At 57.9% G+C, this 25,206-nt stretch carries 28 protein-coding genes; 19 read left to right on the top strand and 9 right to left on the bottom strand.

Going from position 1 to position 25,206, the window contains the following annotated elements:
* Window positions 1-91: 91 nt before the first annotated feature.
* Window positions 92-751 carry a YggS family pyridoxal phosphate-dependent enzyme gene (locus ACR3E2_RS11270; RefSeq protein WP_480484111.1) on the top strand — a complete coding sequence of 220 codons (660 nt, stop codon included), beginning with the start codon at window positions 92-94 and terminating at the stop codon, window positions 749-751.
* On the opposite strand, the gene ACR3E2_RS11265 is transcribed toward ACR3E2_RS11270, so the two are convergent.
* Together ACR3E2_RS11265 and ribA are read right to left on the bottom strand one after the other, a co-directional pair.
* Window positions 735-1,235 (bottom strand): L,D-transpeptidase family protein, encoded by a 501-nt coding sequence (locus ACR3E2_RS11265; RefSeq protein ID WP_480484110.1) that lies wholly within the window; start codon window positions 1,233-1,235, stop codon window positions 735-737. The genes ACR3E2_RS11270 and ACR3E2_RS11265 overlap by 17 nt on opposite strands.
* On the bottom strand, window positions 1,232-2,323 hold the full coding sequence (gene ribA, locus ACR3E2_RS11260) for a GTP cyclohydrolase II (RefSeq protein ID WP_480484109.1): 1,092 nt from the start codon (window positions 2,321-2,323) through the stop codon (window positions 1,232-1,234). The genes ACR3E2_RS11265 and ribA overlap by 4 nt, the downstream gene beginning before the upstream one ends.
* Before the next feature lie 162 nt (window positions 2,324-2,485).
* Between ribA and ACR3E2_RS11255 the strand changes: the two genes are divergently transcribed.
* The 6 genes from ACR3E2_RS11255 (at window position 2,486) to ACR3E2_RS11230 (ending at window position 6,505) form a co-directional block, all read left to right on the top strand.
* Window positions 2,486-3,172, top strand: coding sequence for a response regulator transcription factor (locus ACR3E2_RS11255; protein ID WP_171724917.1), 687 nt, complete (start codon window positions 2,486-2,488; stop codon window positions 3,170-3,172).
* 238 nt (window positions 3,173-3,410) lie between these two features.
* On the top strand, window positions 3,411-3,803 hold the full coding sequence (locus ACR3E2_RS11250; protein ID WP_267364337.1) for a GFA family protein: 393 nt from the start codon (window positions 3,411-3,413) through the stop codon (window positions 3,801-3,803).
* Window positions 3,804-3,876: 73 nt separating this feature from the next.
* Window positions 3,877-4,665: an exodeoxyribonuclease III gene (locus ACR3E2_RS11245; protein ID WP_480474141.1), complete on the top strand. Its 789-nt coding sequence runs from the start codon at window positions 3,877-3,879 to the stop codon at window positions 4,663-4,665.
* Window positions 4,666-4,740: 75 nt separating this feature from the next.
* Window positions 4,741-5,655 (top strand): thioredoxin, encoded by a 915-nt coding sequence (gene trxA, locus ACR3E2_RS11240; RefSeq protein ID WP_480484108.1) that lies wholly within the window; start codon window positions 4,741-4,743, stop codon window positions 5,653-5,655.
* 26 nt (window positions 5,656-5,681) lie between these two features.
* A complete protein-coding gene (locus ACR3E2_RS11235) occupies window positions 5,682-6,323 on the top strand; it encodes an LON peptidase substrate-binding domain-containing protein (RefSeq protein WP_480484107.1) in 642 nt (213 codons plus the stop codon).
* On the top strand, window positions 6,320-6,505 hold the full coding sequence (locus ACR3E2_RS11230; protein WP_480484106.1) for a Trm112 family protein: 186 nt from the start codon (window positions 6,320-6,322) through the stop codon (window positions 6,503-6,505). Before ACR3E2_RS11235 ends, ACR3E2_RS11230 begins: the two co-directional genes overlap by 4 nt.
* Here the strand turns inward: ACR3E2_RS11230 and ACR3E2_RS11225 are convergent.
* Window positions 6,502-7,764, bottom strand: a complete 1,263-nt coding sequence (locus tag ACR3E2_RS11225; protein ID WP_480484105.1) for an FAD-dependent monooxygenase — start codon at window positions 7,762-7,764, stop codon at window positions 6,502-6,504. The two genes, ACR3E2_RS11230 and ACR3E2_RS11225, sit on opposite strands and share 4 nt — an antisense overlap.
* Window positions 7,765-7,816: 52 nt before the next feature.
* On the opposite strand from ACR3E2_RS11225, the gene ACR3E2_RS11220 reads away from it, so the two are divergent.
* The 4 genes from ACR3E2_RS11220 (at window position 7,817) to ACR3E2_RS11205 (ending at window position 14,010) form a co-directional block, all read left to right on the top strand.
* The gene (locus tag ACR3E2_RS11220; protein WP_480484104.1) at window positions 7,817-9,145 is read left to right on the top strand and encodes an amidase; all 1,329 of its coding nucleotides are present in this window, start codon (window positions 7,817-7,819) and stop codon (window positions 9,143-9,145) included.
* A 108-nt stretch (window positions 9,146-9,253) separates the two neighbouring features.
* Window positions 9,254-10,435, top strand: a complete 1,182-nt coding sequence (locus tag ACR3E2_RS11215; protein WP_480484103.1) for an aminotransferase class I/II-fold pyridoxal phosphate-dependent enzyme — start codon at window positions 9,254-9,256, stop codon at window positions 10,433-10,435.
* 14 nt (window positions 10,436-10,449) lie between these two features.
* A complete protein-coding gene (locus ACR3E2_RS11210; RefSeq protein WP_480484102.1) occupies window positions 10,450-13,374 on the top strand; it encodes a DNA translocase FtsK in 2,925 nt (974 codons plus the stop codon).
* Between the two features lie 39 nt (window positions 13,375-13,413).
* Window positions 13,414-14,010: a LolA family protein gene (locus ACR3E2_RS11205; protein WP_209504969.1), complete on the top strand. Its 597-nt coding sequence runs from the start codon at window positions 13,414-13,416 to the stop codon at window positions 14,008-14,010.
* A 15-nt stretch (window positions 14,011-14,025) separates the two neighbouring features.
* On the opposite strand, the gene ACR3E2_RS11200 is transcribed toward ACR3E2_RS11205, so the two are convergent.
* Together ACR3E2_RS11200 and ACR3E2_RS11195 are read right to left on the bottom strand one after the other, a co-directional pair.
* On the bottom strand, window positions 14,026-14,607 hold the full coding sequence (locus ACR3E2_RS11200; protein WP_209504968.1) for a transglycosylase SLT domain-containing protein: 582 nt from the start codon (window positions 14,605-14,607) through the stop codon (window positions 14,026-14,028).
* 60 nt (window positions 14,608-14,667) lie between these two features.
* The gene (locus ACR3E2_RS11195) at window positions 14,668-15,549 is read right to left on the bottom strand and encodes an AEC family transporter (RefSeq protein WP_480484101.1); all 882 of its coding nucleotides are present in this window, start codon (window positions 15,547-15,549) and stop codon (window positions 14,668-14,670) included.
* 80 nt (window positions 15,550-15,629) lie between these two features.
* On the opposite strand from ACR3E2_RS11195, the gene hspQ reads away from it, so the two are divergent.
* The gene (hspQ, locus tag ACR3E2_RS11190; RefSeq protein ID WP_209504966.1) at window positions 15,630-15,956 is read left to right on the top strand and encodes a heat shock protein HspQ; all 327 of its coding nucleotides are present in this window, start codon (window positions 15,630-15,632) and stop codon (window positions 15,954-15,956) included.
* Window positions 15,957-15,991: 35 nt separating this feature from the next.
* Here hspQ and ACR3E2_RS11185 read toward each other — a convergent pair whose 3' ends face one another.
* The 3 genes from ACR3E2_RS11185 to ACR3E2_RS11175 form a co-directional block, all read right to left on the bottom strand.
* Window positions 15,992-17,569, bottom strand: a complete 1,578-nt coding sequence (locus ACR3E2_RS11185) for a gamma-glutamyltransferase family protein (protein ID WP_480484100.1) — start codon at window positions 17,567-17,569, stop codon at window positions 15,992-15,994.
* A 219-nt stretch (window positions 17,570-17,788) separates the two neighbouring features.
* Window positions 17,789-18,205 carry an ATP-binding protein gene (locus tag ACR3E2_RS11180; RefSeq protein ID WP_480492741.1) on the bottom strand — a complete coding sequence of 139 codons (417 nt, stop codon included), beginning with the start codon at window positions 18,203-18,205 and terminating at the stop codon, window positions 17,789-17,791.
* Window positions 18,206-18,259: 54 nt separating this feature from the next.
* Window positions 18,260-18,598: an STAS domain-containing protein gene (locus ACR3E2_RS11175; RefSeq protein WP_480484099.1), complete on the bottom strand. Its 339-nt coding sequence runs from the start codon at window positions 18,596-18,598 to the stop codon at window positions 18,260-18,262.
* Between the two features lie 101 nt (window positions 18,599-18,699).
* Between ACR3E2_RS11175 and ACR3E2_RS11170 the strand changes: the two genes are divergently transcribed.
* Both ACR3E2_RS11170 and ACR3E2_RS11165 read left to right on the top strand, forming a co-directional pair.
* Window positions 18,700-19,872, top strand: coding sequence for a thiolase family protein (locus tag ACR3E2_RS11170; RefSeq protein ID WP_480484098.1), 1,173 nt, complete (start codon window positions 18,700-18,702; stop codon window positions 19,870-19,872).
* A 73-nt stretch (window positions 19,873-19,945) separates the two neighbouring features.
* Window positions 19,946-20,401 (top strand): GAF domain-containing protein, encoded by a 456-nt coding sequence (locus ACR3E2_RS11165; RefSeq protein WP_267365668.1) that lies wholly within the window; start codon window positions 19,946-19,948, stop codon window positions 20,399-20,401.
* Window positions 20,402-20,495: 94 nt separating this feature from the next.
* Here ACR3E2_RS11165 and ACR3E2_RS11160 read toward each other — a convergent pair whose 3' ends face one another.
* The gene (locus ACR3E2_RS11160) at window positions 20,496-20,633 is read right to left on the bottom strand and encodes a hypothetical protein (RefSeq protein WP_480492740.1); all 138 of its coding nucleotides are present in this window, start codon (window positions 20,631-20,633) and stop codon (window positions 20,496-20,498) included.
* Window positions 20,634-20,645: 12 nt separating this feature from the next.
* On the opposite strand from ACR3E2_RS11160, the gene ACR3E2_RS11155 reads away from it, so the two are divergent.
* The 5 genes from ACR3E2_RS11155 (at window position 20,646) to ACR3E2_RS11135 (ending at window position 25,194) form a co-directional block, all read left to right on the top strand.
* Window positions 20,646-21,020, top strand: a complete 375-nt coding sequence (locus tag ACR3E2_RS11155) for a GNAT family N-acetyltransferase (protein ID WP_480492739.1) — start codon at window positions 20,646-20,648, stop codon at window positions 21,018-21,020.
* Window positions 21,021-21,146: 126 nt separating this feature from the next.
* Window positions 21,147-21,716 carry a helix-turn-helix domain-containing protein gene (locus ACR3E2_RS11150; protein WP_267365885.1) on the top strand — a complete coding sequence of 190 codons (570 nt, stop codon included), beginning with the start codon at window positions 21,147-21,149 and terminating at the stop codon, window positions 21,714-21,716.
* Complete coding sequence (locus tag ACR3E2_RS11145; RefSeq protein WP_480484096.1) at window positions 21,716-22,339, top strand: LysE family translocator; 624 nt, start codon at window positions 21,716-21,718, stop codon at window positions 22,337-22,339. Before ACR3E2_RS11150 ends, ACR3E2_RS11145 begins: the two co-directional genes overlap by 1 nt.
* A 4-nt stretch (window positions 22,340-22,343) precedes the next feature.
* On the top strand, window positions 22,344-22,724 hold the full coding sequence (locus ACR3E2_RS11140; protein ID WP_480484095.1) for a GFA family protein: 381 nt from the start codon (window positions 22,344-22,346) through the stop codon (window positions 22,722-22,724).
* A 16-nt stretch (window positions 22,725-22,740) separates the two neighbouring features.
* Window positions 22,741-25,194, top strand: coding sequence for a GcvT family protein (locus ACR3E2_RS11135; protein WP_480484094.1), 2,454 nt, complete (start codon window positions 22,741-22,743; stop codon window positions 25,192-25,194).
* Window positions 25,195-25,206 lie beyond the last annotated feature (12 nt).

Below are 25,206 nucleotides of genomic sequence, written 5' to 3'. Positions count from 1 at the left end.
GAACCGCAAGGTTTAAGGGCGGGTCTTCGGACTCGCCCTTTTCTTTTGTGTCGACTTGGTGTTTTTCTGCGCAAAACAGGATGAGGGTCCCATGTCGTTGCAAGACGTCACCGCACGTATCGCCAAAGCCGAAGCCAAGTCGAACCGACCGGCAGGTTCCGTCAAACTGATTGCTGTGTCCAAAGTGCAGCCGAATGACAGGGTGCAGGCAGTTCTAGAGCAAGGGCACAGATGTTTTGGCGAGAATCGCGTGCAGGAGGCGGCAAGCAAGTGGCCCGCTTTCAAAGAACAGTTCGAGGGTATTGATCTGCACCTCATTGGCCCGTTGCAGACCAACAAGGCTCGTCACGCAATGGAACTGTGCAATGCGATCCATTCGGTAGATCGACCCAAACTGGCCAACACACTGGCGCGTTTGGCACAGGAAATGGGAAACTGCCCGAACCTGTTCATTCAGGTCAACACCGGTGAGGAAGACCAAAAGGCCGGTATCCTTCCTGCGGACGCGGACAGTTTCATTGCCGAGTGCAGGTCGTTGGATCTGCCCGTGCGTGGATTGATGTGCATTCCTCCGGTCGATGAAGAGCCTGCTTTGCACTTTGCGCTATTGGCCAAAATCGCTGCACGTAACGGGCTTGATGGATTGTCTATGGGGATGAGTCACGATTTCGAACAGGCCATCGCTTTGGGCGCAACCCACGTCCGTGTTGGCTCGGCCATCTTTGGCGAACGGGTTAAACCTCAGGAATGATCAGCCATGATCCGGGGGCAATGCGCTGTGATATCCAGTGCAGATGGTCTCGGCGAAAGGCAACGCAGCCTTCTGTAGGATAACCGGGTCTGCGCCATTGGTGCAGAAAAATCGCTGACCCTCTGCCCGGAACGGCGTTTGGCCAGTTCCAGTCGGTTAACAGAATCAGGTCATATAACGGGTCGGCGCGGCGCAGCTTTTCATGGCTGAATGCATAGGGTGCGCTGACCATGTGGTTGTATCTGCTTTCAGACACGTCGTCAGACCACAAGTCTCGTGGGCCAATGGCACGGGCCCATTTGCTGGGGGCGGCCATTCGGTCGGCCCGGTATAGCATGCCGACGATTCGATGATATCCGGTGGGGGTCGCGCCATCGCCTTCGCGTTTTGCGTTGCTCAACCCGCCTTTGCCCACGGAACAGGGAAACACCCTGCCAAGAAACCGGATGCCTCGTGGGGTTAGAACAAGATCGTTTGGGGTCAAAGCAGATGCCCTGACTTCTTGGCCTTGGTCGCCAGGTATCCCCGGTTGTGGGAGGTTTCGCCAACCTTCAGAGGGACACGCTCGGTTACTGCGATACCTGTCCGTTCCATCATGGCGATTTTGGCCGGGTTGTTGGTCAGCAAGCGGACAGAGTTGAAACCCAGCGACTTCAATATGTCCGACCCAAGCCGAAAATCACGCTCATCATCCTCAAAACCCAGCCTGTGGTTCGCCTCAACGGTGTCAAAACCCTGATCCTGAAGGAAATAAGCGCGCATCTTGTTCGCCAGACCGATACCGCGCCCTTCCTGATTCAGATACAGAAGAACGCCTGCACCTTCTGCCCCCATCTGTGCCAGGGCACCGCGGAGTTGCGGGCCGCAGTCACATTTCAGGCTTCCCATCAGATCGCCGGTGAAACAGGCAGAATGCAATCGGGCTAGCACAGGCTTGTCGCGGTCCGGGCGCCCGATCTCGACGGCGTAGTGCTCTTCACCACCGTCTTCAGGTCGGAAGACGTGTAACCGACCGGCTTCGGACACCTCCATCGGAAGACGGGCCGCGACGACTTCGTGCAAAGTACTGCGATCCGCCAGATGAGGCGTGGCGCGCGTGTGATCAATGCAGGTCAAACCGAGCGAAGCGGCAAATGCCCTGCCGTCCTCGACAGGCACCACGACCACAGCGGGAAGGATGCGCGCGGATTTGGCCAATGCTATTGCGATACGGTGCAGATTGGCATTGCCGTGCCGCTCGGTCATCAACGGGCCCTTCATGGGCGCGTTCAGATCGTCGGAAGGATCAGCAACCGCCTGTACCCATGCGATATCTGCATCCGCCGGGATCGAAACCCGCGCCAGATCCCCGTCGTATGCCCGCGCTTTCAGGGTTTCAGCGCGTCGCCCAGTTATGGCCACCACCGGATTCCCTAGTTTTTTCAGGTCGGCCAGACGCTGCGGGCTGAGCGTTTCGGCAGAAACCGCAAGCACGCTGAAGCCACTGTCATCGGTCAGCGCAACGGGAACGCCCATGCGCAGATCGGCCCGGGCCCGGGCGAGAAGTTCCGTGATATCGGGGATGAGACTCATCAATGTTACCCTATAACGCTCAATCTTTCTCCTAGCCCTTTCGAAAGGAAATGTGAAACATTTCCGCGAACTCTGACACGAAGGCGTGAAACGGTTGCAGCAAATCTTGTTGATTGCATATTCCACGCGCAAGTGATGGAAAAGCGTTTGGAGGACCGGGAAATGGCTCAACTCAAGAAAATCCTGCTGGTGGACGATGACGAGGACCTGCGCGAGGCGCTCAGCGAGCAACTTGTCATGACCGAAGACTTTGACGTGTTTGAGGCGTCAGACGGTCACTCTGCCATGGAGCGCGCGCGCGAAGCGATCTATGACCTGGTCATTCTTGATGTGGGTCTGCCGGATACCGACGGGCGCGAACTGTGCCGCCTCATGCGCAAACAGGGTGTCAAAAGCCCGATCCTGATGCTGACCGGTCATGACAGCGATGCCGATACGATCCTGGGCCTGGATGCCGGCGCGAATGACTATGTTTCGAAACCATTCAAGTTCCCGGTGCTTCTGGCACGTATCCGTGCGCAGCTTCGCCAGCATGAACAATCCGAGGACGCAGTATTTGTACTTGGCCCCTATACGTTCAAACCGGCGATGAAGATGCTGATCACGGAAGAGGACAGAAAAATCCGCCTGACCGAGAAGGAAACCAACATCCTCAAATTCCTGTACCGCTCGACCGACGGCGTGGTGGCGCGGGATGTGCTGCTTCACGAAGTTTGGGGATATAATGCTGGTGTTACAACGCATACGCTGGAAACCCACATCTACCGCCTGCGTCAGAAGATTGAGCCCGATCCGTCAAATGCGCGCCTTTTGGTCACAGAATCCGGTGGATATAGGCTAGTGTCTTAACTGGGTGTGGATTGACTTGGATCAAAGTGATACCCTGTACTCATAATTAGGTTACTCCCAACCCGCGCATGTCCGGGTTATGACATGCACCTCCCTGTTGGACTGCCGGGCCGAATGGCCCGGCTTTTTTCTTTTCCGAAGGACGAAATCATGTGCCGCCTGTACCGTCACAGGCGTTGCGAAACCCTGAATGTTCCTGTAATGTTCTATTTCTCGCGAAAGGTTGGAGGAGCGCGTGATGATTGAAGGAAGCTGTTTGTGCGGGGCGGTGAAGTTTAACCTGAAGTCTCAACCATCCGTGATGGGAACCTGCCACTGCTCAAGATGCAGAAAAGCCGGGGCCAGCACAGTCGTATTTGTCAACAAAGAAGACTTGGTGTGGGTTCGGGGCAGGGAAAACGTAACACTGCACCAGCCCGATCCGCCCTACAAATACGGCAGGTGTTTCTGCACGAAATGCGGGACATCTTTGGGCGAAATCATTTCAGAAGCAGATAGTTTTCCAATCGCAGCAAATGCACTGGATACCGGGTTAGAGCAGAAAGTTCAGTTTCACGAATTTGTTTCGGAAAAACCGGACTGGTACGAGATTTGCGATGATGCCCCCCAAAATGAAAGCCACCCGTCCTAGATTTTCTTTTCTGATGGTACCCCATCCCCCACCGCGTTAACCTTCGCCAAATCGCGACAGAGGAATCCTCGCCATGCCCTTCACACTTGCCACCTGGAACATCAACTCGGTCCGACTGCGCGAACCTATCGTGCTGAAACTGTTGGAAGAAGAGGCACCGGATGTTCTGTGTTTGCAGGAATGCAAGTCTCCGGTTGAAAAGATCCCGACCGAAGGGTTCGCGGAGCTGGGCTATACCCACATGATTGCCCGTGGCCAGAAAGGATATAATGGCGTCGCCATCCTGTCCCGCCTGCCGATAGAGGAGGTGGGCGACATGGATTTCGCAGATCTCGGCCACGCACGCCACATAGCCGGGCGGTTGGAGAATGGTGTCACGATCCACAACTTTTATGTTCCCGCTGGCGGTGATGTGCCAGATCGTGAAGTGAATGAGAAATTTGGCCAAAAGCTCGACTATCTCACGGGCATGCGCGATTGGTTCCACGCGGAAAAGCCGGAAAAATCCATCCTCGTCGGCGATCTGAACATTGCTCCGCGAGAAGATGACGTCTGGTCGCACAAACAATTGCTCAAGATCGTCTCGCACACTCCGATTGAAGTGGAACATCTGGCCGAGACCCAGGACGCGGGTGGTTGGGTCGATATCACCCGGCAGGATATTCCCGAAGGGCAGCTTTTCAGCTGGTGGTCCTACCGGGCCCGCGACTGGGATGCGGCAGACAAGGGGCGGCGGCTGGATCATGTCTGGGCCACGCCCGATATTTCGAATGCGGGTCATTCCAGTCGCATTCTGCGGGATGCGCGTGGGTGGGAGAAGCCCAGCGATCATGCGCCGGTCTTTGCGACTTTCGACATCTGAACTGAAACTCTGCCCTTGGTTTCTGCGACAAGCGATTGCATATAGAGCGCAAGTTCGAACGAAAGAGTGATTGCCATGGACATCCTGAACGGCGCAGCCGCCCCAGCCACCGATTTGATCAAGGACGGGACCGAGGCCACTTTCATGGTCGATGTGATCGAAGCCTCGCAGGAAACGCCTGTTATCGTTGACTTCTGGGCACCCTGGTGCGGCCCGTGCAAGACGCTGGGCCCGATGCTGGAAGACGCGGTTACCGCCGCCAAAGGCGCGGTGAAGATGGTCAAGATCAACGTGGACGAGGCACAGATGATCGCCTCGCAGATGCGCATCCAGTCGATTCCAACGGTCTACGCGTTTTTTAAAGGGCAACCCGTCGACGGTTTTCAGGGCGCGCTGCCGGGGTCCGAGATCAAGGCTTTCGTGGATCGCGTGATCGAGGCGTCAGGTGGGGAAAGCCCGGGCGGCCAATTGGATGACGCCGTAATAGCCGCCGAAGAAATGCTGAGCGACGGCGCAGCGGCAGATGCTGCGCAGACTTTTGCCGCCATTCTTGGCGAAGACCCGAACCACGCGGCAGCATATGGCGGGCTGGTGCGGGCACATATCGCCACTGGCGATCTGGAACATGCCGAGGCCATCCTGAACGGTGCACCCGCCGAAATATCCAACTCGGCCGAGGTCGAGGCTGCGCATGCGCAATTGCAGCTGGCCAAGCAGGCGGCTGATGCAGGTCCGGTGGCGGATCTGACAGCTGCCGTTGATGCTGATCCCAATAATCATCAGGCCCGGTTTGATCTGGCGCAGGCATTGCACGCGAACGGCGAAGTGGAAGAAGCCGTAGCGCAATTGCTGGAGTTGTTCCGCCGGGATCGTGAGTGGGATGACGAGGCCGCCAAGGCCCAGCTTTTCACGATCTTTGACGCGCTCAAGCCCAATGACCCGATCGTTCTGAACGGTCGTCGCAAACTCAGCTCGATGATATTTGCCTAATTGCTGATCAGAGCTAGAATTGGGGCATGATGCATCCCGCTGATCTGCCGGACACCGTATCCGTTTTCCCCTTGCCCGGGGCGCTGTTGTTGCCCCGCTCGCGCTTGCCGCTTCACATCTTCGAGCCGCGCTATTTGCAGATGCTGGACGATGCGCTCAAGACCAAGGAACGGCTGATTGCGATGGTCCAGCCAAATCCTTCGGCCCATGATGAGAACAAACTGCACCGCATCGGATGCGTCGGGCGTGTGACCCAGTTTTCCGAAACGGAAGATGGTCGTTATCTGATCACGCTGACCGGTGTGTCCCGGTTCCGCGTGGTGTCAGAGTTGGACGCTTTCACGCCATACCGGCGATGCGAAGTCTCGTGGGACGGCTTTGACAGGGATCTGGGCAAGGCCGAAAACGACGACAGATTCAACCGCACCAAGTTCCTGGCTTTGCTGGAACGCTTCTTTTCGTCCCGGCAATTGTCCACCGATTGGGATTCGCTGAAAGATGCCGAGGATGAATTACTAGTGAACTCGCTGTCCATGTTGTTGGACTTCGATCCGGAAGATAAACAGGCCTTGTTAGAGGCCCCTTGCCTGCGCACACGGCGCGAGACGCTGATGACATTGATAGAATTCGCAATGCGAGGCGGATCGAATGAGGAAAAACTGCAATGACTGACCCTGAACACGCCTTTGATCGCCGTATGCTCGAAGCTCTGGTCTGCCCGCAGACGCAAACGACCCTGCGCTATGACGCCGAAAGGCAGGAACTTGTGTCACAGGCCGCAGGTCTGGCTTTTCCCATCCGCAACGGCATTCCGGTCATGTTGGTCGACGAGGCACGGCAGCTGAACTAAATTGGCTGCCCTTGCAACAGCTTGGGTAAATCTCCGGTCAAACCCGCGGCTTCGCGGACGAAACCGCGCCGCAACCCCGGCAGTGCGCCGACAATTCCCATACCAACGTCGCGCCCAATGCGCAGCAACGGGTTGTCGTTCGAGAACAGCTTGTTGAAGACATCCGTTGCCATCGCAAGGGCAGCGGTGTCGAACCTGCGCCATTCCTGATAGCCTTCCAGCACCATAAGCGATCCGATGTCTTCGCCGCGCCGTCCTGCCAAGGTCAGAACCTCTGCCAACGCGCCGACGTCACGCAAACCGGCGTTCAGGCCCTGACCGGCAATCGGGTGCATCCCGTGAGCAGCATCCCCGACCAGTGCCAGACGATCAGCGATAAACGAATTGGCGATGGTCAGGTTCAAAGGATAGGTGAAACGATCTCCGGCCAGGCGGATATTACCGAGGAAATCACCGAACCGCGGGCGTAGCACTTGCAGATACTCATCCTTGGGCAGGGCGTTGATCTGCTGCGCGGCCTCGGTGCGTTCGCTCCATACAATGGAACTGCGATTGCCGGTCAGCGGCAGAATCGCCAAGGGGCCCGGTGGCATAAAGAACTGATGGGCAATGCCGTGATGCGGCAACTCGTGTTCAATTGCGCAGACAAGTGCGGTCTGGCCATACTCCCAACCTGTGCGCTTGATACCTGCGCGGCGCGCGGTGCCGCTGTGGCGGCCGTCACACCCAACCAGCAGGCTGCTGTTCACAGTCGAACCATCGTCCAGCGTCACGGTCACTCCAGTGGTGTCGGCTTGTTGCGACACAACAGTCTTGCCACTCAGCTGAGTGATGCGGGGCTCTTCGGCCATAGCGTCCAGAAAGGCGCGGCGCAGGTGACGGTCTTCGACCATATACCCCATCGGGCCTTCTTCTATTTCGGCGTGGTCGAAATGCATGAAAAACGGTGACGGGCCTGTACCGGCGTGGCCGTCTGTGACCTTGATCTCCAGCATCGGTTGGGCGTGTTCCGCAACGCGGTCCCAGACACCGATGGCAGCCAGCAAGCGCTGTGATGCCAAGGCCAGCGCATAGGCTCGCCCGTCGAACGCCGCATTCTTGCGGACCTTCACATCAAGCGCATCAATCACTGTGACCGAATGTCCGGTTTGTGCCAGAGCCAAAGCCAAAGCCGGGCCGTTCAGCCCGCCGCCCACGATCAGAATGTCAGATGCCTTTGTCATGCCCTGCACTATGCGCGCCCTTTCGGGATTGTCCATGTGCAGTCCTGTCGCTACCGTTCTTTCAAGCCAAAAAGCAGGAGGGGGCGGGATGCAGGATTGGTTGACCATGACGGCGTGTGATTTGGGCCGTGGCATTGGGATGGGCCAGATCGATCCGGTTGAATTGACCGAAACCTACCTGTCCGCAATAGACGCCCATCCGCACCGCGACCGCATCTATGCCCGCGTCACCCATGACCGCGCCCGCGCCGAGGCTGAAGCCGCGCAGCAACGCGCGAAAATGGGATTGCGGCGATCGTTGCTGGATGGGGTTCCGATCAGCTGGAAAGACCTGTTCGACACCGCTGGTACCGCGACCGAGGCCGGGTCGGCGCTTCTGAAAGACCGTGTGCCGGATGCGGATGCGCTTGTGGTGCGCAACGCAACCCAGATGGGAACGGTCTGTCTGGGTAAGACGCATATGAGCGAGCTGGCCTTTTCCGGCCTTGGATTGAACCCGATCACCGAAACGCCCCCTTGTATCCATGATGAAACGGCGGTGCCGGGTGGGTCTTCATCTGGCGCGGGCGCGTCGGTTGCCTGGGGGCTGGCAGCCTGCGGGATCGGTTCCGATACCGGCGGTTCGGTGCGAATTCCAGCGGCATGGAATGATCTGGTGGGGTTGAAAACCACGGCCGGGCGGCTGAGCCTTGAAGGTGTGGTGCCGCTCTGTCTGCGGTTTGACACTGTTGGGCCACTGGCGCGATCTGTTGAAGATGCAGCACATATGCTGGCCTTGTTGGAAGGCGGGGCACCTGCGGACCTGAGGGGTGCTTCGCTGAAAGGCCGTCGCTTTGCCGATTTGCAGAACATTGCCAAGGACGACCTGCGCGATGCACCACGAGAAGCTTATGACGAGGCCATCGAGAAACTTGCAGATGCAGGCGCTGAGATTGTTCCCTTGGACGTGCCCGAGCTGAACGAGGCGATGCCACTGTCCAGCGTCGTCTACACGACCGAGGCCTATGGGTTGTGGCGCGATGTGATCGAGGCCAACCCAGGGGCAATGTATCCCGAAATCCTGGAACGGTTTCGCATTGGTAAGGGCTATTCCGGCCCCGATTATGTCGCGGCCTGGGCCAAGCTCAAGGCGTGCCGTAGTGCCTGGGATGCGGCAACTGCCGGGTTCGATGCGGTTCTGGCACCTACAGCACCGATTTTGCCGCCCAATCTGGACCGGTTGATGACCGATCACGACTATTACGTGACAGAAAACCTGCTGGCCCTTCGCAATACGCGGATCGGCAACCTGATGGGGCTTGCAGCGCTGACTCTGCCCACCGGAACGCCCAGTTGCGGGCTGATGATGATGGGGTATCCGAACTCGGAAGAGGCCCTGTTGCGGTTGGGGTCAGCGGCAGAATCGGCATTGGCCTGAATGCCACAATCCACTGATTCGGAACCTCTTTGTCTGGACGAAGAGGTATGCGGACTGTAATCTGCCAAAAAATCGGGGCGCAAATGACCCCGATATTGAGGCAGTAACATGGATTTTCCCGAGCGGTTTTCGAACCTACCGGAATATGCATTCCCGCGTTTGCGCGCCCTGTTGGATCACCATCAACCGGGCGGTGACGTCGTTCATATGACGATTGGCGCGCCGACGCATGATTTTCCGGCTTGGGTGACGGATGTCATCATGGAAAATGCTGCCGGGTTTCAGGGCTATCCGCCGAACGAAGGCTCGGAAGACCTGCGCGGCGCAATCACGGGCTGGATCAAGCGGCGCTACGGGGTCGAAATGGACCCTGACGTCAACGTCATGGCGCTGAACGGCACACGAGAGGGGCTTTATAATGCGGCCATGGCGCTGTGCCCGGAACAGAAGAATGGCAAACAACCGATCATCCTGTGCCCGAACCCGTTTTATCAGGTCTACATGGTCGCGTCGATTTCTGTGGGTGCGCAACCCTATTTTGTCCCTGCAACCGCCGCGACGGGTCATCTGCCGGATTATTCCGGCCTGTCTAAAGATGTGCTGAACCAAACAGCGGTGGCTTATATCTGTTCCCCGGCCAACCCGCAGGGCGCGGTTGCATCGCGCGACTATTGGGCTGACCTGATCCGTCTGGCCGAGGCTTATGATTTCCGCATCTTCGCCGACGAATGCTATTCCGAGATTTACCGTGACCAAGCCCCGACGGGGGTTCTGACTGTCGCGCAGGAACTAGGGGCTGATCCCGAACGGATCACGCTGTTTAACTCCCTGTCAAAACGCTCGAACCTGGCTGGTTTGCGCTCGGGCCTGATTGCAGGTGGACCAAAGTCCATCAGCCAGGTGAAAAAGCTGCGCACCTATGCCGGATCCCCACTGCCTTTGCCCTTGCAAGCCGCCGCCGCGCGCGTCTGGGCGGATGAGACACATGTCGAGCAAAACCGCGCGCTCTATCAGGAGAAATACGCCATTGCCGATAAGGTGTTTGCGGGCGTGCAAGGTTACATGTCGCCAGAGGCCGGGTTCTTTCTGTGGTTGCCGGTCGAGAACGGCGAGGACGCAGCATTGAAGGTTTGGAAGGATACCGGGGTTCGGGTTCTTCCGGGCGCATATCTTTCACAAGGTGATCCGGGAAATAACCCGGGCGAAAGCTTTATCCGGGTTGCATTGGTAGCCCCAAAAACAGAGTTGCAGCGTGGTTTGATCACACTCCGCGACTGCATCTATACGTGAGGTACGAGGGCAAAATGGCATCATATAACGCGCGAAACCGCGACCCATTGCTGGACAGCACAACACAGGCAGCCCTGGAGCGACGCAGTAAGGAACTGATCGGTATCGCGCTGATCCTGTTGGGCTTGGCCGCGGCTGCGATGATCTGGTCCTATACGCCCGATGATCCTAATTGGATGGTTTCGACCGACGCGCCGGTGCAAAACTGGATGGGACGGGTCGGCGCGTCTATTGCAGCCCCCTTGTTCATGATCGTGGGCTGGGGAAGCTGGGGCATCGCGCTTGTTCTGGTCGGATGGGGTCTGCGTTTTGCGGGCCATTTCGGTGAAGACCGGGCCATTGCCCGCCTGATCTTTGCCCCGATCTGGATCGCTGTAGCCTCGGTCTATGCCGCAACCCTTGTTCCCGGTGCCGAGTGGCGTGCAACGCATAGCTACGGTTTGGGCGGTTTGTTCGGCGACACGGTCATGGGCGCGTTGCTGACGCTAGTGCCGATCTCTTCGCATTTTCTGGTCAAAATGATGTCGCTGGCCATGGCCGTCGGCATGACCACGCTGGGTGTTTTTGTGCTGGGCTTCACCAAGGCTGACGTGAAACGCGGCTTCCGCGCCTTCATCCTGGGCCTTGTGATGTCTTATGACATGCTGATGACGCTGATGGGGCGTGGTGCGGCCTCGGCCGCGCAAGCGGCGCGGGATCGCCGGGCGCAGTGGGAAGAACGCAAGCTTGCCCGCGCTGAAGCGGCTGAGGCGATGTTTGACGACGAACTGGTGTATGCCGATCCTGTTTTTGAAGAACCTGAATTGGGGCGCCCTGAACCTCCGGTCAAATCAGGCCTGTTGGCGCGAATGCCGTCACTTATCCGGCGTCCTGATCCAATGCCCGAGCCTGAGTTGGTGGACCCGGAACCCATCGCGGGCTTTGACGACATGCCCGGCGAAGATCGCATCCGCTCCAAAATCTCGGCCGCCGTGCGAAATCGCAAGGTTGCCGTGGGCGAAATGACACCCGAGCCGGATCCCGACCTGCCGCTGACCAAGGGTCGTGGACGCCGTCCCGATCCGCTAATCCTGAACCAGCATACCTCGTCCGAACTGCCACCCGAACCGCCGATGACGGCGTATGGTCTGCGCCCCGAGCCGCAGGTGTCCGCTGGTGACACGCCAGAGGCGCAAGAACCCGCTGTGTTCGGTTATGAGGCCGGGACAGAACAATACGATTACGCATCCGAATTGGATATCGATGATGAGTCGGTTTTCGAGGATGTCACTGACGCCGCGCCGCAGCAGCGCCCCGCGATGAAAATCCCGGTAGCTGAACCGCGCAAGCCTGTGGTGGCGCAGCCCGTGCGTCGGACACCGTTGCCGTCTCGTCGTGCGCAGGCCGAAGCGCAACCGGCATTGTCCTTCGAGGAACGGCACTCTGACTTCGAACTGCCGCCTCTGGGCTTGTTGTCCAACCCCGCCAGTATCCAACGCCATCACCTGAGCGATGAAGCCTTGGAAGAAAATGCACGGATGCTGGAAAACGTTCTGGACGATTACGGCGTCAAGGGTGAGATCGTCAGCGTACGCCCCGGCCCGGTCGTGACCATGTACGAGCTGGAGCCCGCTCCGGGCCTCAAGGCGAGCCGTGTGATCGGTTTGGCAGACGATATTGCCCGCTCGATGTCGGCGCTGTCGGCGCGGGTTTCGACCCTGCCGGGGCGTTCGGTGATCGGTATCGAATTGCCCAACGAAAACCGCGAGATGGTCGTGCTGCGGGAAATCCTGGCCAGCCGCGATTTTGGCGATGGCAATCAGGCGCTGCCGCTGGCGCTGGGCAAAGATATCGGCGGTGAATCCGTTGTGGCGAACTTGGCCAAGATGCCTCACCTGCTTATCGCCGGGACCACGGGTTCGGGTAAATCGGTGGCGATCAACACGATGATCCTGTCGCTGCTTTACAAGCTTACGCCGGATGAATGCCGTCTGATCATGATCGACCCCAAGATGCTGGAACTTTCGGTTTACGATGGCATCCCGCATCTGCTGTCACCCGTTGTGACCGATCCAAAGAAGGCGGTCGTCGCCCTGAAATGGGTCGTGGGCGAAATGGAAGACCGCTATCGCAAGATGTCCAAGATGGGCGTGCGCAACATTGCGGGCTACAACGGCCGGGTGAAGGACGCGCTGGCCAAGGGCGAGTTGTTCAGCCGCACGGTGCAGACCGGGTTTGACGATGAAACCGGTGAACCAACGTTCGAGACGGAACAATTCGCGCCCGAAGCGATGCCCTATATCGTCGTCATCGTCGATGAGATGGCCGATCTGATGATGGTCGCGGGCAAGGAAATCGAAGCCTGTATCCAGCGTCTGGCGCAAATGGCACGGGCCTCGGGCATTCACCTGATCATGGCCACACAGCGCCCCTCGGTTGACGTGATTACCGGCACAATCAAGGCCAACTTCCCTACGCGGATTTCGTTCCAAGTGACGTCGAAAGTCGACAGCCGCACCATTCTGGGCGAGATGGGCGCCGAACAACTGCTGGGGCAGGGCGACATGCTTTACATGGCCGGTGGCGCCAAAATCACCCGTTGCCACGGACCGTTTGTGTCGGATGAAGAGGTAGAGGAGATCGTCAACCACCTCAAACAATACGGTCCGCCCGATTACGTGGGCAGCGTTCTGGATGGCCCGGCCGAGGACAAGGTCGACAACATTGACGCCGTTCTGGGGCTGAATACTGGCGGCAACACGAACGGAGAGGACGCGCTGTACGATCAGGCGGTGGCAATTGTGATCAAGGATCGCAAATGCTCGACCTCTTATATTCAGCGAAAACTCGCCATCGGGTACAACAAGGCGGCGCGTCTTGTTGAACAAATGGAAGACGAAGGTGTTGTTTCGTCAGCAAATCATGTCGGGAAACGCGAAATCCTCGTTCCCGAGCAATAGGATATTTAATAACAAGGGCAGACAGCCTATCTGTACAGCATGAAACAGATTGCTTTTGCCCTTGCTTTGACACTGGCCGCACCCGCCGCATGGGCGGCGGAAAAACTGCCGCTTTCGCAGATTTCCAATTACCTGAACGGATTGAAAACGGTTCAGACAACGTTCACGCAGGTGAACGATGATGGCTCGTTGAGCACCGGACAGCTGTGGATGCAGCGCCCGGGCAAGATGCGGTTCGAATATGACCCGCCCAACAGCGCTGTGGTGCTGGCGCGATCAGGCAGTGTTCAGATCTTCGATCCGAAATCGAACCAGCCACCCGAGCAATACCCGCTGAAGCGCACGCCTCTATCCATTGTGCTGGCACGCAACGTGAATCTTGATCAGGCCAATATGGTTGTCGGCCACAGCTTTGACGGCACGGCCACAGTGGTCACCGCGCAAGACCCCAAGAACCCTGAAGCAGGCCGGATTGAACTGATGTTCACCGATAATCCGGTTGAGCTGCGCAAATGGGTGATCCATGACAACGCCGGCAGCCAGACCACCGTTCTTTTGGGTGCGTTGACCGAAAGCAATGGTCTTGATCAGGGTCTTTTCTCGAACAAGGAAAGACGCGGGTCAGTCAATCGCTGACCCGCTTTTTGCTGGTCAATACCGGCAGTTCGCCAACTGTGCCTGATACAGTTGCGCGCGCGCGTCCACGTCATTGGCCACGCTCAACAACCACGACTTGCTGTTGTGGGTGCCGCGAGCGTACCCCGTGTGACCTTCGTGATAGGCCAGGTATTGATTGCGTGTGTCGCCGGGGTGGATGCCGTTGCGCTCATAGCTTTTGTTCATATACCAGCCGATGAAGTCCGAGGCATCGCGGATGCGATCCCGCTTGGCCCGGCGCTTGCCGGTTTCGCGCTGATATTGATCCCAGGTGCCGTCCAGTGCCTGGCTGAACCCATAGGCGCTGCTTTGCCGCCCCATCGGGATCACGCCCAGCACGTAACGGTGCGGGGTACGCGCGTCGTGGCGATATCGGCTTTCCTGATAAATCGTGGCCATCTGAACGTGAACCGGAACACCCCATTTCTGCTCGGTGCTTTTGAAAGCCTTGATAAAATCCGGTCGTTCGTGCGCAATGCTGCACGCGTCGTTCAGCTTGCTGGGCGGTTGTTTTGACCCGCCGCCACAGGATGCCAAAAGCAGCACCCCGAAGAGTACGATAAGAATTCTGCTCATGTGCCTCATGCCTTTTTTGTTTATTCTAGCGCAGATTGAGCTCTGAGGAAATCACAATCGCTATAAAACAATGGCAAGAATTACCGGTAACGCCGCCACGGACAGCACAGTGGACACCATGACCATGCCGGCAACGGCATCGGAATCGGCTTCAAATCGTTCTGCCAACAAATATGAGGTCACAGCGACCGGTGTACAAATTTGCAATACCAGAACGCCAAAGGCGACAGTGTCCAGATCAAACAACACCCCAATCCCCCAGCCCAACGCAAAGCAGACGATAAGTTTCAGGACTGACAGCCAGAGCGCTTGCCCCAGACTACGCGAGGTCAGGCGGGCGATTGCAACACCCACCGTGACTAACATCAGCGGAACAGCCATTTGCCCCAAAAGCTCTAACGTGTTGGTTAGAAATGTCGGAGTTTGCCACCCCTGCCACAAAAACACCGCACCCAGAATGGTCGCCCATGCCATCGGCTGGCGTAAGACCTGTCCCCATGCGCCTTTTCCGGCGACTAGGTAGATCCCATAGGTGAAAGAAAACAGCGCGGTTACAGACAGAAAGATGACCGCGTAACCCAAACCAATCTGCCCGAACGCAAAGATACATAGCGGCAGGCCAAGATTGCCGGTATTGCCGAAAATCAGCGGTGACAGGTACGTGCGCTGATCCAGTTTCAATCCGCGAACAATCAACCAGAACACCCCAGCCAGCAGAAGATTTGCGACCAGAGTTGCCGACGTGAAACGCGACAAATCTCCGCCCGGAATGTCGGTTTGCATGAGTGCAACAAAGATCAGACTGGGCATTGCCAGCGTCGTTGCAAAGCGTGTCACAAATTGCAGCCGGTATTCGAACCCCAGTTTGACCCACGTAAAGCCAATGGCCGCCAAGAGAAAAACCGGGGCCACGATTTCGAACACTGTCAGTATTAGGTTCACAGACTGTTTCCCTGAATTTCACATCAATGATTGGCATTTCGGGCCAAAAACCGTTAGTAAATGCGGTGGGGGCCGAAACAATGTTAAAGACACGCGCGAAATACGGATTGGGCCAGGTGGTCCGTCACAAGAAACACCCTTTTCGAGGGGTGATTTTTGACGTGGACCCGGAATTTTCGAACACAGAAGAATGGTACCAGGCCATTCCGGAAGACAGCCGTCCACGGAAAGAACAGCCGTTCTACCACCTGCTGGCAGAGAACGACCAATCCTTCTATGTTGCTTATGTTTCAGAACAAAATCTGGTTGCAGACTATTCTGGAGAGCCGGTCGAGCACCCGGATATCTCCAACATGTTCGGCCCGTTTGAAGACGGTGCTTACCCTCTGCATTTCCACCTGAACTAGGTTTGGCGAACCGGTCGGCATTGCACTGCCGCTGATCAGTATCCAAGGGCGCACCCATCTTTGCGCGGGTCGCTGGCACCTTCCAAAACACCGTCTTTTCGGATTCGGATCGCTTGCGCTCCTCCAAGCGGCGTTTCTGGAATTTCAATATTGTGTCCAATTTCAGACAATTGTTTCGCTACCTCTTCGGAATAGCCCCGCTCCAGCTTCAGGACATTCCCATCGAAAAAGGCACGCGGCGCGTTGATGCTTTCCTGTAGCTCCAGCCCAAAGTCCCTAAGGTTCGAAACGAAACGCGCGTGCCCGGTCGGTTGATAAGCACCGCCCATGACGCCGAATGGCATCGTGACACGGTCATTCTCGGTCAACATCCCCGGTATGATCGTGTGCATCGGGCGCTTGCCGCCAGCCAGTTCATTGGGGTGACCCGGCTGAAGCGTGAACCCCGCGCCCCTGTTCTGAAGCAAGATACCGTATTTCTCGGATGCGATCCCTGATCCAAAGCTATGAAAGATCGAATAGATCAGCGACACAGCCATAAGGTCGCGATCGACCACCGTGATATAGACCGTGTCCCTGTGAATGGCTTCCGTCAAAGGTGCTGCTGCGGGCATTGCGCCTTTTGGGTCAATCAATGCAGCCAGCCGGACCGCAACATCCAAATCAAGAAACCGCTCGGCCCGTGCGACATGATCGGGATCCGCAATGAACCGGTTGCGCGCGTCATAAGCCAGCTTGGTGGCTTCAGCCTCGATATGAACCCGTTCTGCTCCAAATGGATCCATACTGGCCAGATCGAATTGTTTTAGAATGTTCAGCAACAGGATCGCGGTCGCGCCTTGGCCGTTTGGCGGGTGTTCGACCAGATCAACACCCTTGTAGGCTCCGCGCATGGGCTGCGTTTCAGTGCACTTGGTGCAGTGAAAGTCTTCGGCGGTGTGGACACCTCCGCGTGCAGACAGGGCCCGGATCATATCCTCGGCAATGTCTCCTGAATAAAATGCGTCGCGTCCCTGACTGGCGATCCTGCGCAAGACCTCAGCCTGACCGGGGGCGCGAAAGATCTGACCGATAGCTGGTATCTGCCCTTTGATCAGATAATGGTCACGCGCAGCACCCTGTAATGTGGCCGCCCCGGTTTTCCAGTCAAACGCAACCCGGGGGGCCACCGGAACGCCAGCCTCGGCATAGTGGATTGCGGGTTCCAGAATCGCGTCCAGCCCCAATCGCCCTTCGGTTTCTGCAAGGTGACAGAAGGCGTCCACGGCACCGGGAACAGTCACCGCATCCGGACCGCTCAACGGTACAGACGACAGGCCTTTGTCCCGCAAGGGCTGCGCCCGCGCGGCGGCCGGTGCGCGACCCGATCCGTTCAATGCGCGTATCCGGTTTTCGCCCGCACGGCTGAACAAAACGAAACAATCGCCCCCCAACCCGGTCATCTGCGGTTCGCAGATGCCAAGCAGAACCGCACCTGCTATCGCGGCGTCCATGGCGTTGCCGCCGCGCTCAAGAATATCGATTGCCACTTTGGCGGCTAGCGGGTGCGACGTTGCGCACATCCCCCGCGTTGCAAAAACTTCCGACCGGCCAGGTTTGTGCAGATCACGCATGGTGGGTTCTTTCTCCTTCAAACAGGGGAAAGCTATTCTCTGATTGCCGGTTGTCCAGTCAATTCAAGTTTGGGGGGAGATCCTCGGCGCCGTTCACTGGGTGGGGGCTGTGATAATTGGCGCCGAGGGAAGCTATCTGAGCTACGAGTCACTGTATGGCGGCGATTTGCGGCGCGACAATGTTTCGAAAATGGCGTTATTGTGGCCAATTGCGGCTGATTACCCGTTCTTGTCAAAGTTAAATCGCAGGGATAGCCGATTGCACCCGTCGCGACGCTCATAACAGATGTCGCTGGTCAGTTGATGAATCAGGAACCAGCCGAACCCGCCTTCGGGCAAATCCTGAATGCGGGTTCCCAGTGGTGCCGGCGTTCCGTCTGGTGGTTCGTAGCCGGGCAATGGATGGCCCGTGTCCGAAATCAGAATGTCCAGCCGGTTTCTGTCCAATCGGCATGTCACCTGAACCCCGGCCGGGGCCACGTCCATATAGGCATGTTCCACAACGTTGTTGATTGCTTCTGCCAGTGCGATCTTGACATCGTCCGCCTTGTGCGGCGGCAACCCTCGTTTCGCCAGTCCGGCGCTGAGTTTCGCAATCCCCGCACTGGCTTCTGTTTCCGTTGCGGGAAAGCTCAATTCCAGGCAGGTCGCGTTACAAATGGGCTCCACGTTGTCGCACTCCTGCTGTTGTCACCTGTCTGGTTCCGACAGGGCGTCATCCAGTGTTGCAAACAACCTGAACACGGTATCCATGCGCGTCAGGCGAAAGACCTTTTCCACCACGGGCTGCGGGCCTGCCAGATCAAGCCTTCGGTTCAGCCCCAGTTGTTTCATGGACGCTACGATTGCGCCCAGTCCGCTTGAATCGATGAACTCGACGCCTGAAAGGTCCAGGACAACCCGATCGGCGCAGGCCTCGGTCTCTGCGCGCATGTCTTCTTTGAACTGAATGGCCATCGCAGCGTCGATCCGGTCAGAGTGAACCGTGATAATCTGTGTCGTTCCGTCTGATGTGCTGGTCAGCCCCATGGTCCGGCTGCCTCCAATCTGAAAATGAGTCGTAGAAATACGCTAGACGCGAATTCTTACCATTCGGTATTCAAGGGCCGGACGACAGGAGGATTATCCGGATGAGAGATGTTGTTATTGCAGGTGCTGCCAGAACACCAATGGGTGGTTTTCAGGGCATGTTCGACGGTGTCGCAGCATCCGAGCTTGGCGGCGCAGCGATTCGTGCCGCGTTAAAGCAGGCAGGGGCGCAGACGGTTGACGAGGTGTTGATGGGATGTGTCCTGCCCGCAGGTCAGGGGCAGGCACCGGCGCGCCAGGCGGGTTTCGCGGCGGGTTTAGGCGAGGAGGTTCCTGCCACCACGCTGAACAAGATGTGTGGTTCCGGGATGAAGGCGGCGATGATGGCCTTCGACCAGATCGCATTGGGTCTTGCGGACACAATGGTCGCCGGAGGGATGGAGAGCATGACCAACGCGCCCTACCTGCTGCCGAAAATGCGGGGCGGTGCGCGCATCGGTCATGGTCAGGTGATCGACCACATGTTCCTTGACGGGCTGGAAGACGCCTATGACAAGGGCCGCCTGATGGGAACCTTTGCCGAAGACTGCGCCGAGGCGTATCAGTTCACCCGCGAAGCGCAGGATGAATATGCCTTGAAATCCTTGTCCAACGCACTTTCCGCGCAAGAAAGCGGTGCTTTCGAGGGCGAGATCGTCCCCGTCACAGTGCGCACGCGTAAGGGTGAGGTCGTACAGGTCACTGATGAGCAACCCAAATCCGCCCGTCCCGAGAAAATTCCGACACTGAAACCGGCTTTCCGCAAGGACGGGACAGTGACCGCCGCCAATTCCTCGTCAATATCCGACGGCGCGGCGGCGCTTGTTCTGGCATCGGCTGAGGTGGCAGAAGCGCAAGGATTGACAATTCGGGCCCGGATTCTGGGACATGCCAGCCATGCTCAAGCGCCCGGACTTTTCACGACTGCACCGGTTCCGGCGGCGCAAAAGCTTCTGTCCCGCATCGGTTGGAACAAGGATGATGTCGACCTGTGGGAGGTCAACGAAGCCTTCGCAGTTGTGCCGATGGCTTTCATGCACGAAATGGGATTGCCGCGCGACAAGGTAAACGTAAATGGCGGGGCCTGCGCCTTAGGCCATCCTATTGGCGCATCTGGCGCCCGTATTATGGTCACTTTGTTGAACGCGCTCGAGAAACGAAATCTCAAGCGGGGGGTTGCTGCAATCTGTATCGGCGGCGGTGAAGGAACAGCTATCGCGATCGAACGCATTTGACCCTTCATCTTTTTCGAAATACTCCGGGGGTTCGGGGGCGGCGCCCCCGAGTTTTCCAAGGGGTTCGGGACCTATGACCGTCGATTACAGCGCGCTGGCAAGTACAATTGCAGCATTGACCGAAGGCGAAACCGATCAGGTTGCCCTGATGGCTACCGTTGCTTGCGAGGTCCACTATTCCGACGACCGTTTCGACTGGACCGGGTTTTACCGGGTGACAGAACCGGGCTTGCTTAAAATTGGCCCGTATCAAGGTGGCCATGGCTGCCTCGTCATCCCGTTCGAACGCGGCGTCTGCGGGGCGGCAGCGCGCACCGGCGAAGTGCAACTGGTGCCCGACGTGGACGCGTTTCCGGGTCACATCGCCTGCGCCTCGTCCACCCGATCCGAACTGGTTCTGCCGGTCCGGAACGCATCGGGCGAGCTGATTGCAGTTTTCGACATCGACAGCAATCAACCCGACGCGTTCTCAACCGAAGACGCGGATAACCTGTCCGCGATCCTGTCAAAGACCTTCGCGCAAGCCTGATTGATTTTCGGTCTGTACAAGGTGCGTCTACCGGTTTCCTCTTTTCGATTTCGCTCGGGGTTTGATAAAACAGGAAAGCCCGAACCGTATTGGATTAACCATGGTCCCAGGCCATTTCCGAACTCCGCGCCTCTCGGTTCGCAACTGGAAGGTTGAACTCGCCGATCCGCGATTGCGGGTTCGGCTTGAAGATGATCTTGTCACGCTTCTGACCCCTGAGGTCCTGAAACACCTGCCGCCCCCGATGCAGTTGCAGGGCCGGGAGATTTCGAACTGGATTGATGAAAGACGTGCTGAAAGCGATATTCTGCTTGCGCGCCAAAGCCGCGGTAACCACCTGATCGGCCTCATGGTGTTGGCCATGAGTTCTGACACCGAGGCAATTCCAAGCCTTCACATCGGCTATTTGATTGCTCAAACCGCTTGGGGGAATGGTTACGCCCCCGAGTTGCTGCAAGGCTTGCAGGACGCATTGACGCCTGGGCCTGCCGTGCGTCTCATTGCCGGGGTCGGGCGTGACAATCCAGGTTCAGCCCGCGTTCTGGAAAAAACAGGCTTTACGCTTTGGCCGGAGCGCGCCTCGGACACCGCCGATATTTATGTTTACCATATTAGCTGAGTGACCGAGCCGTCAGGGCATAGCCAATCCGGAATATGGATCCACGTGAAAAAATGCTTGGAAATTTCATGGAATCGAGTCATCGTGAAAAAAGAGGTGAAATTTTCACGAGCGTTGGAGCTATCCTTGAACAGTCAGGCCCCGCAAAGTGCGACACTCGGTGCTGATATCCGCGCGCTGCGCAAGGCGCGAGGATTGACGCTGAGTGATATCGCGATCCGGTTGGACAGGTCTGTGGGCTGGCTCAGCCAGGTTGAGCGTGACATGTCCGAGCCGTCGATCTCGGACCTGAGGCAGATCGCCGAATGCCTTGGCGTCCCCATGTCGATGTTGTTTGCGCATTCGGCGGCACCGGCGGACGAGCAGGGATATGTCGTGCGTGCCGGCTCGCGCCGCCCCATGGGGTCGGGCGAGGAAGGGTTGATCGAAGAGCTGCTCTCGCCGGATCTGACCGATGATTTTGAAATGGTGCATTCCACCTTCAAACCCAACTCGCAGATGCAGACACCGGCCAATCGCCCGACACAGGAAGTCGGATACATGATCTCGGGCAAGCTGGACCTGACAATCGGGGGACGCGCGTTCACGGTTGGGCCGGGTGACAGCTTTCGATTCCGACATGAACCCTATCAATGGGCCAACCCTTATGATGAGCCCGCTGTAGCCATCTGGGTTATCGCCCCGCCGGTTTATTGATGTCGTTCGAGGCCTGGACCATATTCGCGTTGTTCTGGGTGGTTTTCGTGACCACCCCGGGTCCGAACGCGGTCAATTGCATCTCGAACGGGATGAGCCTTCCGTTTCCAAGGGCAATGCTAGGCGTATTGGCTATTCTCACGCAGGCCAGCGCCTTTCTGATCCTGTCTGCGCTGGGTGTGACCGCCCTGATCGCTGCATCGCCGACCGGGTTCTTTGTCGCCAAGTTGATTGGCGCGGGATTTTTAATCTGGTTGGGGATTCGCGGCTGGATGAATGCGACAAGACCCGCACCAGCCTCCGAGCGTCCGGCGCGACATGTCTATCTGCACGCGCTTGCGGTGGCCACGATCAATCCCAAAAGCGTCGCCGGATACCTGGCCGCGTTTTCGCAGTTCGTTCAGCCCGAGGTTCCGATCTGGCAGCAGATGGGGGTTATCATGCCGACCGCGCTGGTCATCACCACACTCAGCTACACCGGCTTTACGGCGCTGGGTGCCTTGATGGGCAAGGCAGCGTTGGGCGCGGTGTTCAATATCTGGGTGCGCCGGATCACGGCGGCCTGTTTTGTCATCTACGGTGTGTTGTTGGGAACCAGCACCACACCCGCAACAAAGGGGTAGTCAGATGCATAAGGGATCCTGCCTTTGCGGCTCGGTCGCGTTCACGATCGACGGAGACCTGTCGCCGCCGTCGGTCTGCCATTGCGGACAGTGCCGCAGACAGTCGGGCCATGTCTGGGCTTCGACTTCGACCCATAAGGACAACCTGAGTTTCTCGGCCAGTGACACACTCAGCTGGTATTGCGCGTCTGACATCGCCCGGCGCGGATTTTGCAGCAAATGTGGCTCGTTCCTCTTCTGGCATCACAACCAGGAAGACACGATTTCGATTTCCATGGGCGCGCTGGACGCACCCACAGGTCTTTCGCTCTCGAAGCACATCTTTGTGGCTGACAAGGGCGACTACTACGACATCACGGACGATCTGCCTCAAGAGGCACAGTAACAAGGATCAAAAACGCATGAGTGATTTTCCAACAAAAGCCCGCGTGGTCATAATCGGTGGCGGTGTGGTGGGGGCTTCCTCGCTGTATCACCTTGCCAAGAAAGGCTGGACCGATTGTGTTCTGCTGGAAAAGAACGAACTGACTGCCGGGTCGACCTGGCATGCGGCAGGGAACGTTCCGACCTTTTCGACCTCATGGGCGATCATGAACATGCAGCGCTATTCGACCGAGCTGTATGCGCGTCTGGGCGAGGAAGTCGATTACCCGATGAACTACCACCAGACCGGTTCGATCCGACTGGCGCATTCGAAAGAACGTGTGCAGGAGTTCGAGCGCGCCATGGCGATGGGCCGCTATCAGGGTATCCCGATGGAAATGTGGACCCCGGAAGAGGCGAAAGAGCGCTATCCCTTCCTGGAAACGCACGATCTTGAAGGTGTTCTCTACGACCCGACGGATGGTGATATCGATCCGGCGCAGCTGACCCAGGCGCTGGCCAAGGGCGCACGCGATATGGGGCAGAAGATCATCCGTTTCTGCCCGGCGACTGGCGTGACGCAGCATGGCGACGGCACCTGGACCGTGCACACGGACAAAGGCGATATAGCCTGTGACTATGTTGTGAACGCAGCCGGGTATTATGCGCAGCGTGTGGGTGAATGGTTCAAGCCCTTCGGTGGCCGCACCGTTCCGGCAATGGTCATGAGTCACCAGTACCTGCTGACCGATGAAATCCCCGAGATCGAAGCATGGACCAAGCAAAGCGGTGCCAAGCTGCCGCTGCTGCGTGATGTGGATGTCTCTTACTACCTGCGGCAGGAAAAGAACGGCTTCAACCTTGGTCCTTACGAGCCCAACTGCAAGGGCCACTGGATGACCGAAGACGATCCGATGCCGGATGATTTCAGCTTTCAGCTGTGGAATGACGATCTGGACCGCATCGAAGATATCGTCACCGATGCGATGGAGCGGGTGCCGCTGATGGCAACCTCGGGCGTTGGACGCGTCATCAACGGGCCGATCCCTTATGCGCCGGACGGGCTGCCGCTGATCGGCCCGATGCCGGGTGTGAAAAACGCGTTCGAGGCGCATACTTTCACCTTCGGCATCGCGCAGGGCGGTGGCGCAGGCAAGGTTCTGGCCGAGTGGGTCGTTGATGGCGCGACCGAATGGGATATGTGGGCCGTCGATCCGCGCCGCTATACCGATTACACCGATCAGGATTATTGCAACCAGAAAGGCATGGAAGTTTATGGCAACGAATATGCCATGCACTTCCCGCACCATGAATGGCCTGCCGCACGAAACAAGAAGCTGTCGCCCGTGCATGACAAGGTGATCGCGCACGGCGGTGTCATGGGGGCCTATAACGGCTGGGAACGCGCCAACTGGTTTGCACAGCCCGGTGATGACACCTCGCTCGACGCGACCCACACCTGGGGACGGTCCGGTCCGTGGGAACAGCGGATCAAGGAAGAATGTGAGGCCGTGCGCGATCATTGTGGCGTGTTGGACCTGCCGGGCTTCTCGCGGTTCAAAATACAGGGGCCGGGTGCTGATGAATGGCTGCGCGGTCTGGTTGCCGGGGCATTGCCCAAGATTGGTCGGGTTGGGCTGGTTTACTTCGCAGATGACCGCGGGCGTATCCTGACCGAAATGTCGGTCACGCGCGAGGCCGAAGACCTGTTCGTTCTGGTCACTGCAGCGACCGCGCAATGGCATGACCGTGAATGGCTTGAGCGTCACATACCTGCCGATGCCGAGTTCACGCTGGAAGACTGGACAACGCGGATGAGCACGCTGATCGTTACCGGGCCTCGATCTCGGGACATTCTCAGCAAAGTTACCGAGGCCGATCTGACCTTGCCGTGGCTCAGCTTTCAGGAAAGCGAAATCAAAGGCGGATGGGTCGCTCTGCTGCGTGTCTCATTCGCTGGTGAGCTGGGCTGGGAAGTTCACGCTGAAAATGCGGATATGCCTGCGATCTACGACGCGATCATCGATGCCGGTGCCAAGCCGTTCGGGATGTATTCGCTGAACTCGCTGCGGATCGAAAAGGGGTACCGCGCCTGGAAGGGCGATCTGTCGACCGACTATTCCCTGCTTGAAGGCGGGTTGGAGCGTTTCGTCAAGCTGGACAAACCGCAGGACTTCCCGGGCAAGGCCGCAATCCTGAACGAAAAGCAGCAAGGCGTGAAAAAGTCCTTCGTCACCCTGACTGTTGATGCGGGCGATTGCGACGCGCCGTATATGTCCTGCATCTGGCATGGCGATGAGATCGTGGGCGAAACCACATCCGGCGCATGGGGCTACCGTGTTGGTAAATCCATCGCGCTGGGCATGATCCGAGCCGAGCTTGCCAATCCGGGAACTGAGCTTGAGGTCGAAATCTACGGCCAGAAATGCCGCGCCGTGGTAGAGCTGGATCAACCGCTCTGGGATCCCGAGAACGAGCGGTTGCGCGCGTGACGCTTCCGGCGA

The sequence above is a fragment of the Ruegeria sp. AL7 genome (assembly GCF_056536105.1).
This window is presented reverse-complemented; position numbering and strand designations above follow the sequence as displayed.

Coding starts and splice junctions, on each gene's coding strand:
- ACR3E2_RS11255 (WP_171724917.1), top strand. CDS start 2,486: ATGGCTCAACTCAAGAAAATCCTGCTGGTGGACGATGACGAGGACCTG.
- ACR3E2_RS11220 (WP_480484104.1), top strand. CDS start 7,817: ATGCAGGATTGGTTGACCATGACGGCGTGTGATTTGGGCCGTGGCATT.
- ACR3E2_RS11140 (WP_480484095.1), top strand. CDS start 22,344: ATGCATAAGGGATCCTGCCTTTGCGGCTCGGTCGCGTTCACGATCGAC.
- ACR3E2_RS11165 (WP_267365668.1), top strand. CDS start 19,946: ATGACCGTCGATTACAGCGCGCTGGCAAGTACAATTGCAGCATTGACC.
- ACR3E2_RS11185 (WP_480484100.1), bottom strand. CDS start 17,569: ATGCGTGATCTGCACAAACCTGGCCGGTCGGAAGTTTTTGCAACGCGG.
- ACR3E2_RS11135 (WP_480484094.1), top strand. CDS start 22,741: ATGAGTGATTTTCCAACAAAAGCCCGCGTGGTCATAATCGGTGGCGGT.
- ACR3E2_RS11270 (WP_480484111.1), top strand. CDS start 92: ATGTCGTTGCAAGACGTCACCGCACGTATCGCCAAAGCCGAAGCCAAG.
- ACR3E2_RS11215 (WP_480484103.1), top strand. CDS start 9,254: ATGGATTTTCCCGAGCGGTTTTCGAACCTACCGGAATATGCATTCCCG.
- ACR3E2_RS11250 (WP_267364337.1), top strand. CDS start 3,411: ATGATTGAAGGAAGCTGTTTGTGCGGGGCGGTGAAGTTTAACCTGAAG.
- ACR3E2_RS11245 (WP_480474141.1), top strand. CDS start 3,877: ATGCCCTTCACACTTGCCACCTGGAACATCAACTCGGTCCGACTGCGC.
- hspQ (WP_209504966.1), top strand. CDS start 15,630: ATGTTAAAGACACGCGCGAAATACGGATTGGGCCAGGTGGTCCGTCAC.
- ACR3E2_RS11145 (WP_480484096.1), top strand. CDS start 21,716: ATGTCGTTCGAGGCCTGGACCATATTCGCGTTGTTCTGGGTGGTTTTC.
- ACR3E2_RS11230 (WP_480484106.1), top strand. CDS start 6,320: ATGACTGACCCTGAACACGCCTTTGATCGCCGTATGCTCGAAGCTCTG.
- ACR3E2_RS11205 (WP_209504969.1), top strand. CDS start 13,414: ATGAAACAGATTGCTTTTGCCCTTGCTTTGACACTGGCCGCACCCGCC.
- ACR3E2_RS11225 (WP_480484105.1), bottom strand. CDS start 7,764: ATGGACAATCCCGAAAGGGCGCGCATAGTGCAGGGCATGACAAAGGCA.
- ACR3E2_RS11175 (WP_480484099.1), bottom strand. CDS start 18,598: ATGGGGCTGACCAGCACATCAGACGGAACGACACAGATTATCACGGTT.
- ACR3E2_RS11170 (WP_480484098.1), top strand. CDS start 18,700: ATGAGAGATGTTGTTATTGCAGGTGCTGCCAGAACACCAATGGGTGGT.
- ACR3E2_RS11155 (WP_480492739.1), top strand. CDS start 20,646: ATGCAGTTGCAGGGCCGGGAGATTTCGAACTGGATTGATGAAAGACGT.
- trxA (WP_480484108.1), top strand. CDS start 4,741: ATGGACATCCTGAACGGCGCAGCCGCCCCAGCCACCGATTTGATCAAG.
- ACR3E2_RS11200 (WP_209504968.1), bottom strand. CDS start 14,607: ATGAGCAGAATTCTTATCGTACTCTTCGGGGTGCTGCTTTTGGCATCC.
- ACR3E2_RS11210 (WP_480484102.1), top strand. CDS start 10,450: ATGGCATCATATAACGCGCGAAACCGCGACCCATTGCTGGACAGCACA.
- ACR3E2_RS11235 (WP_480484107.1), top strand. CDS start 5,682: ATGATGCATCCCGCTGATCTGCCGGACACCGTATCCGTTTTCCCCTTG.
- ribA (WP_480484109.1), bottom strand. CDS start 2,323: ATGAGTCTCATCCCCGATATCACGGAACTTCTCGCCCGGGCCCGGGCC.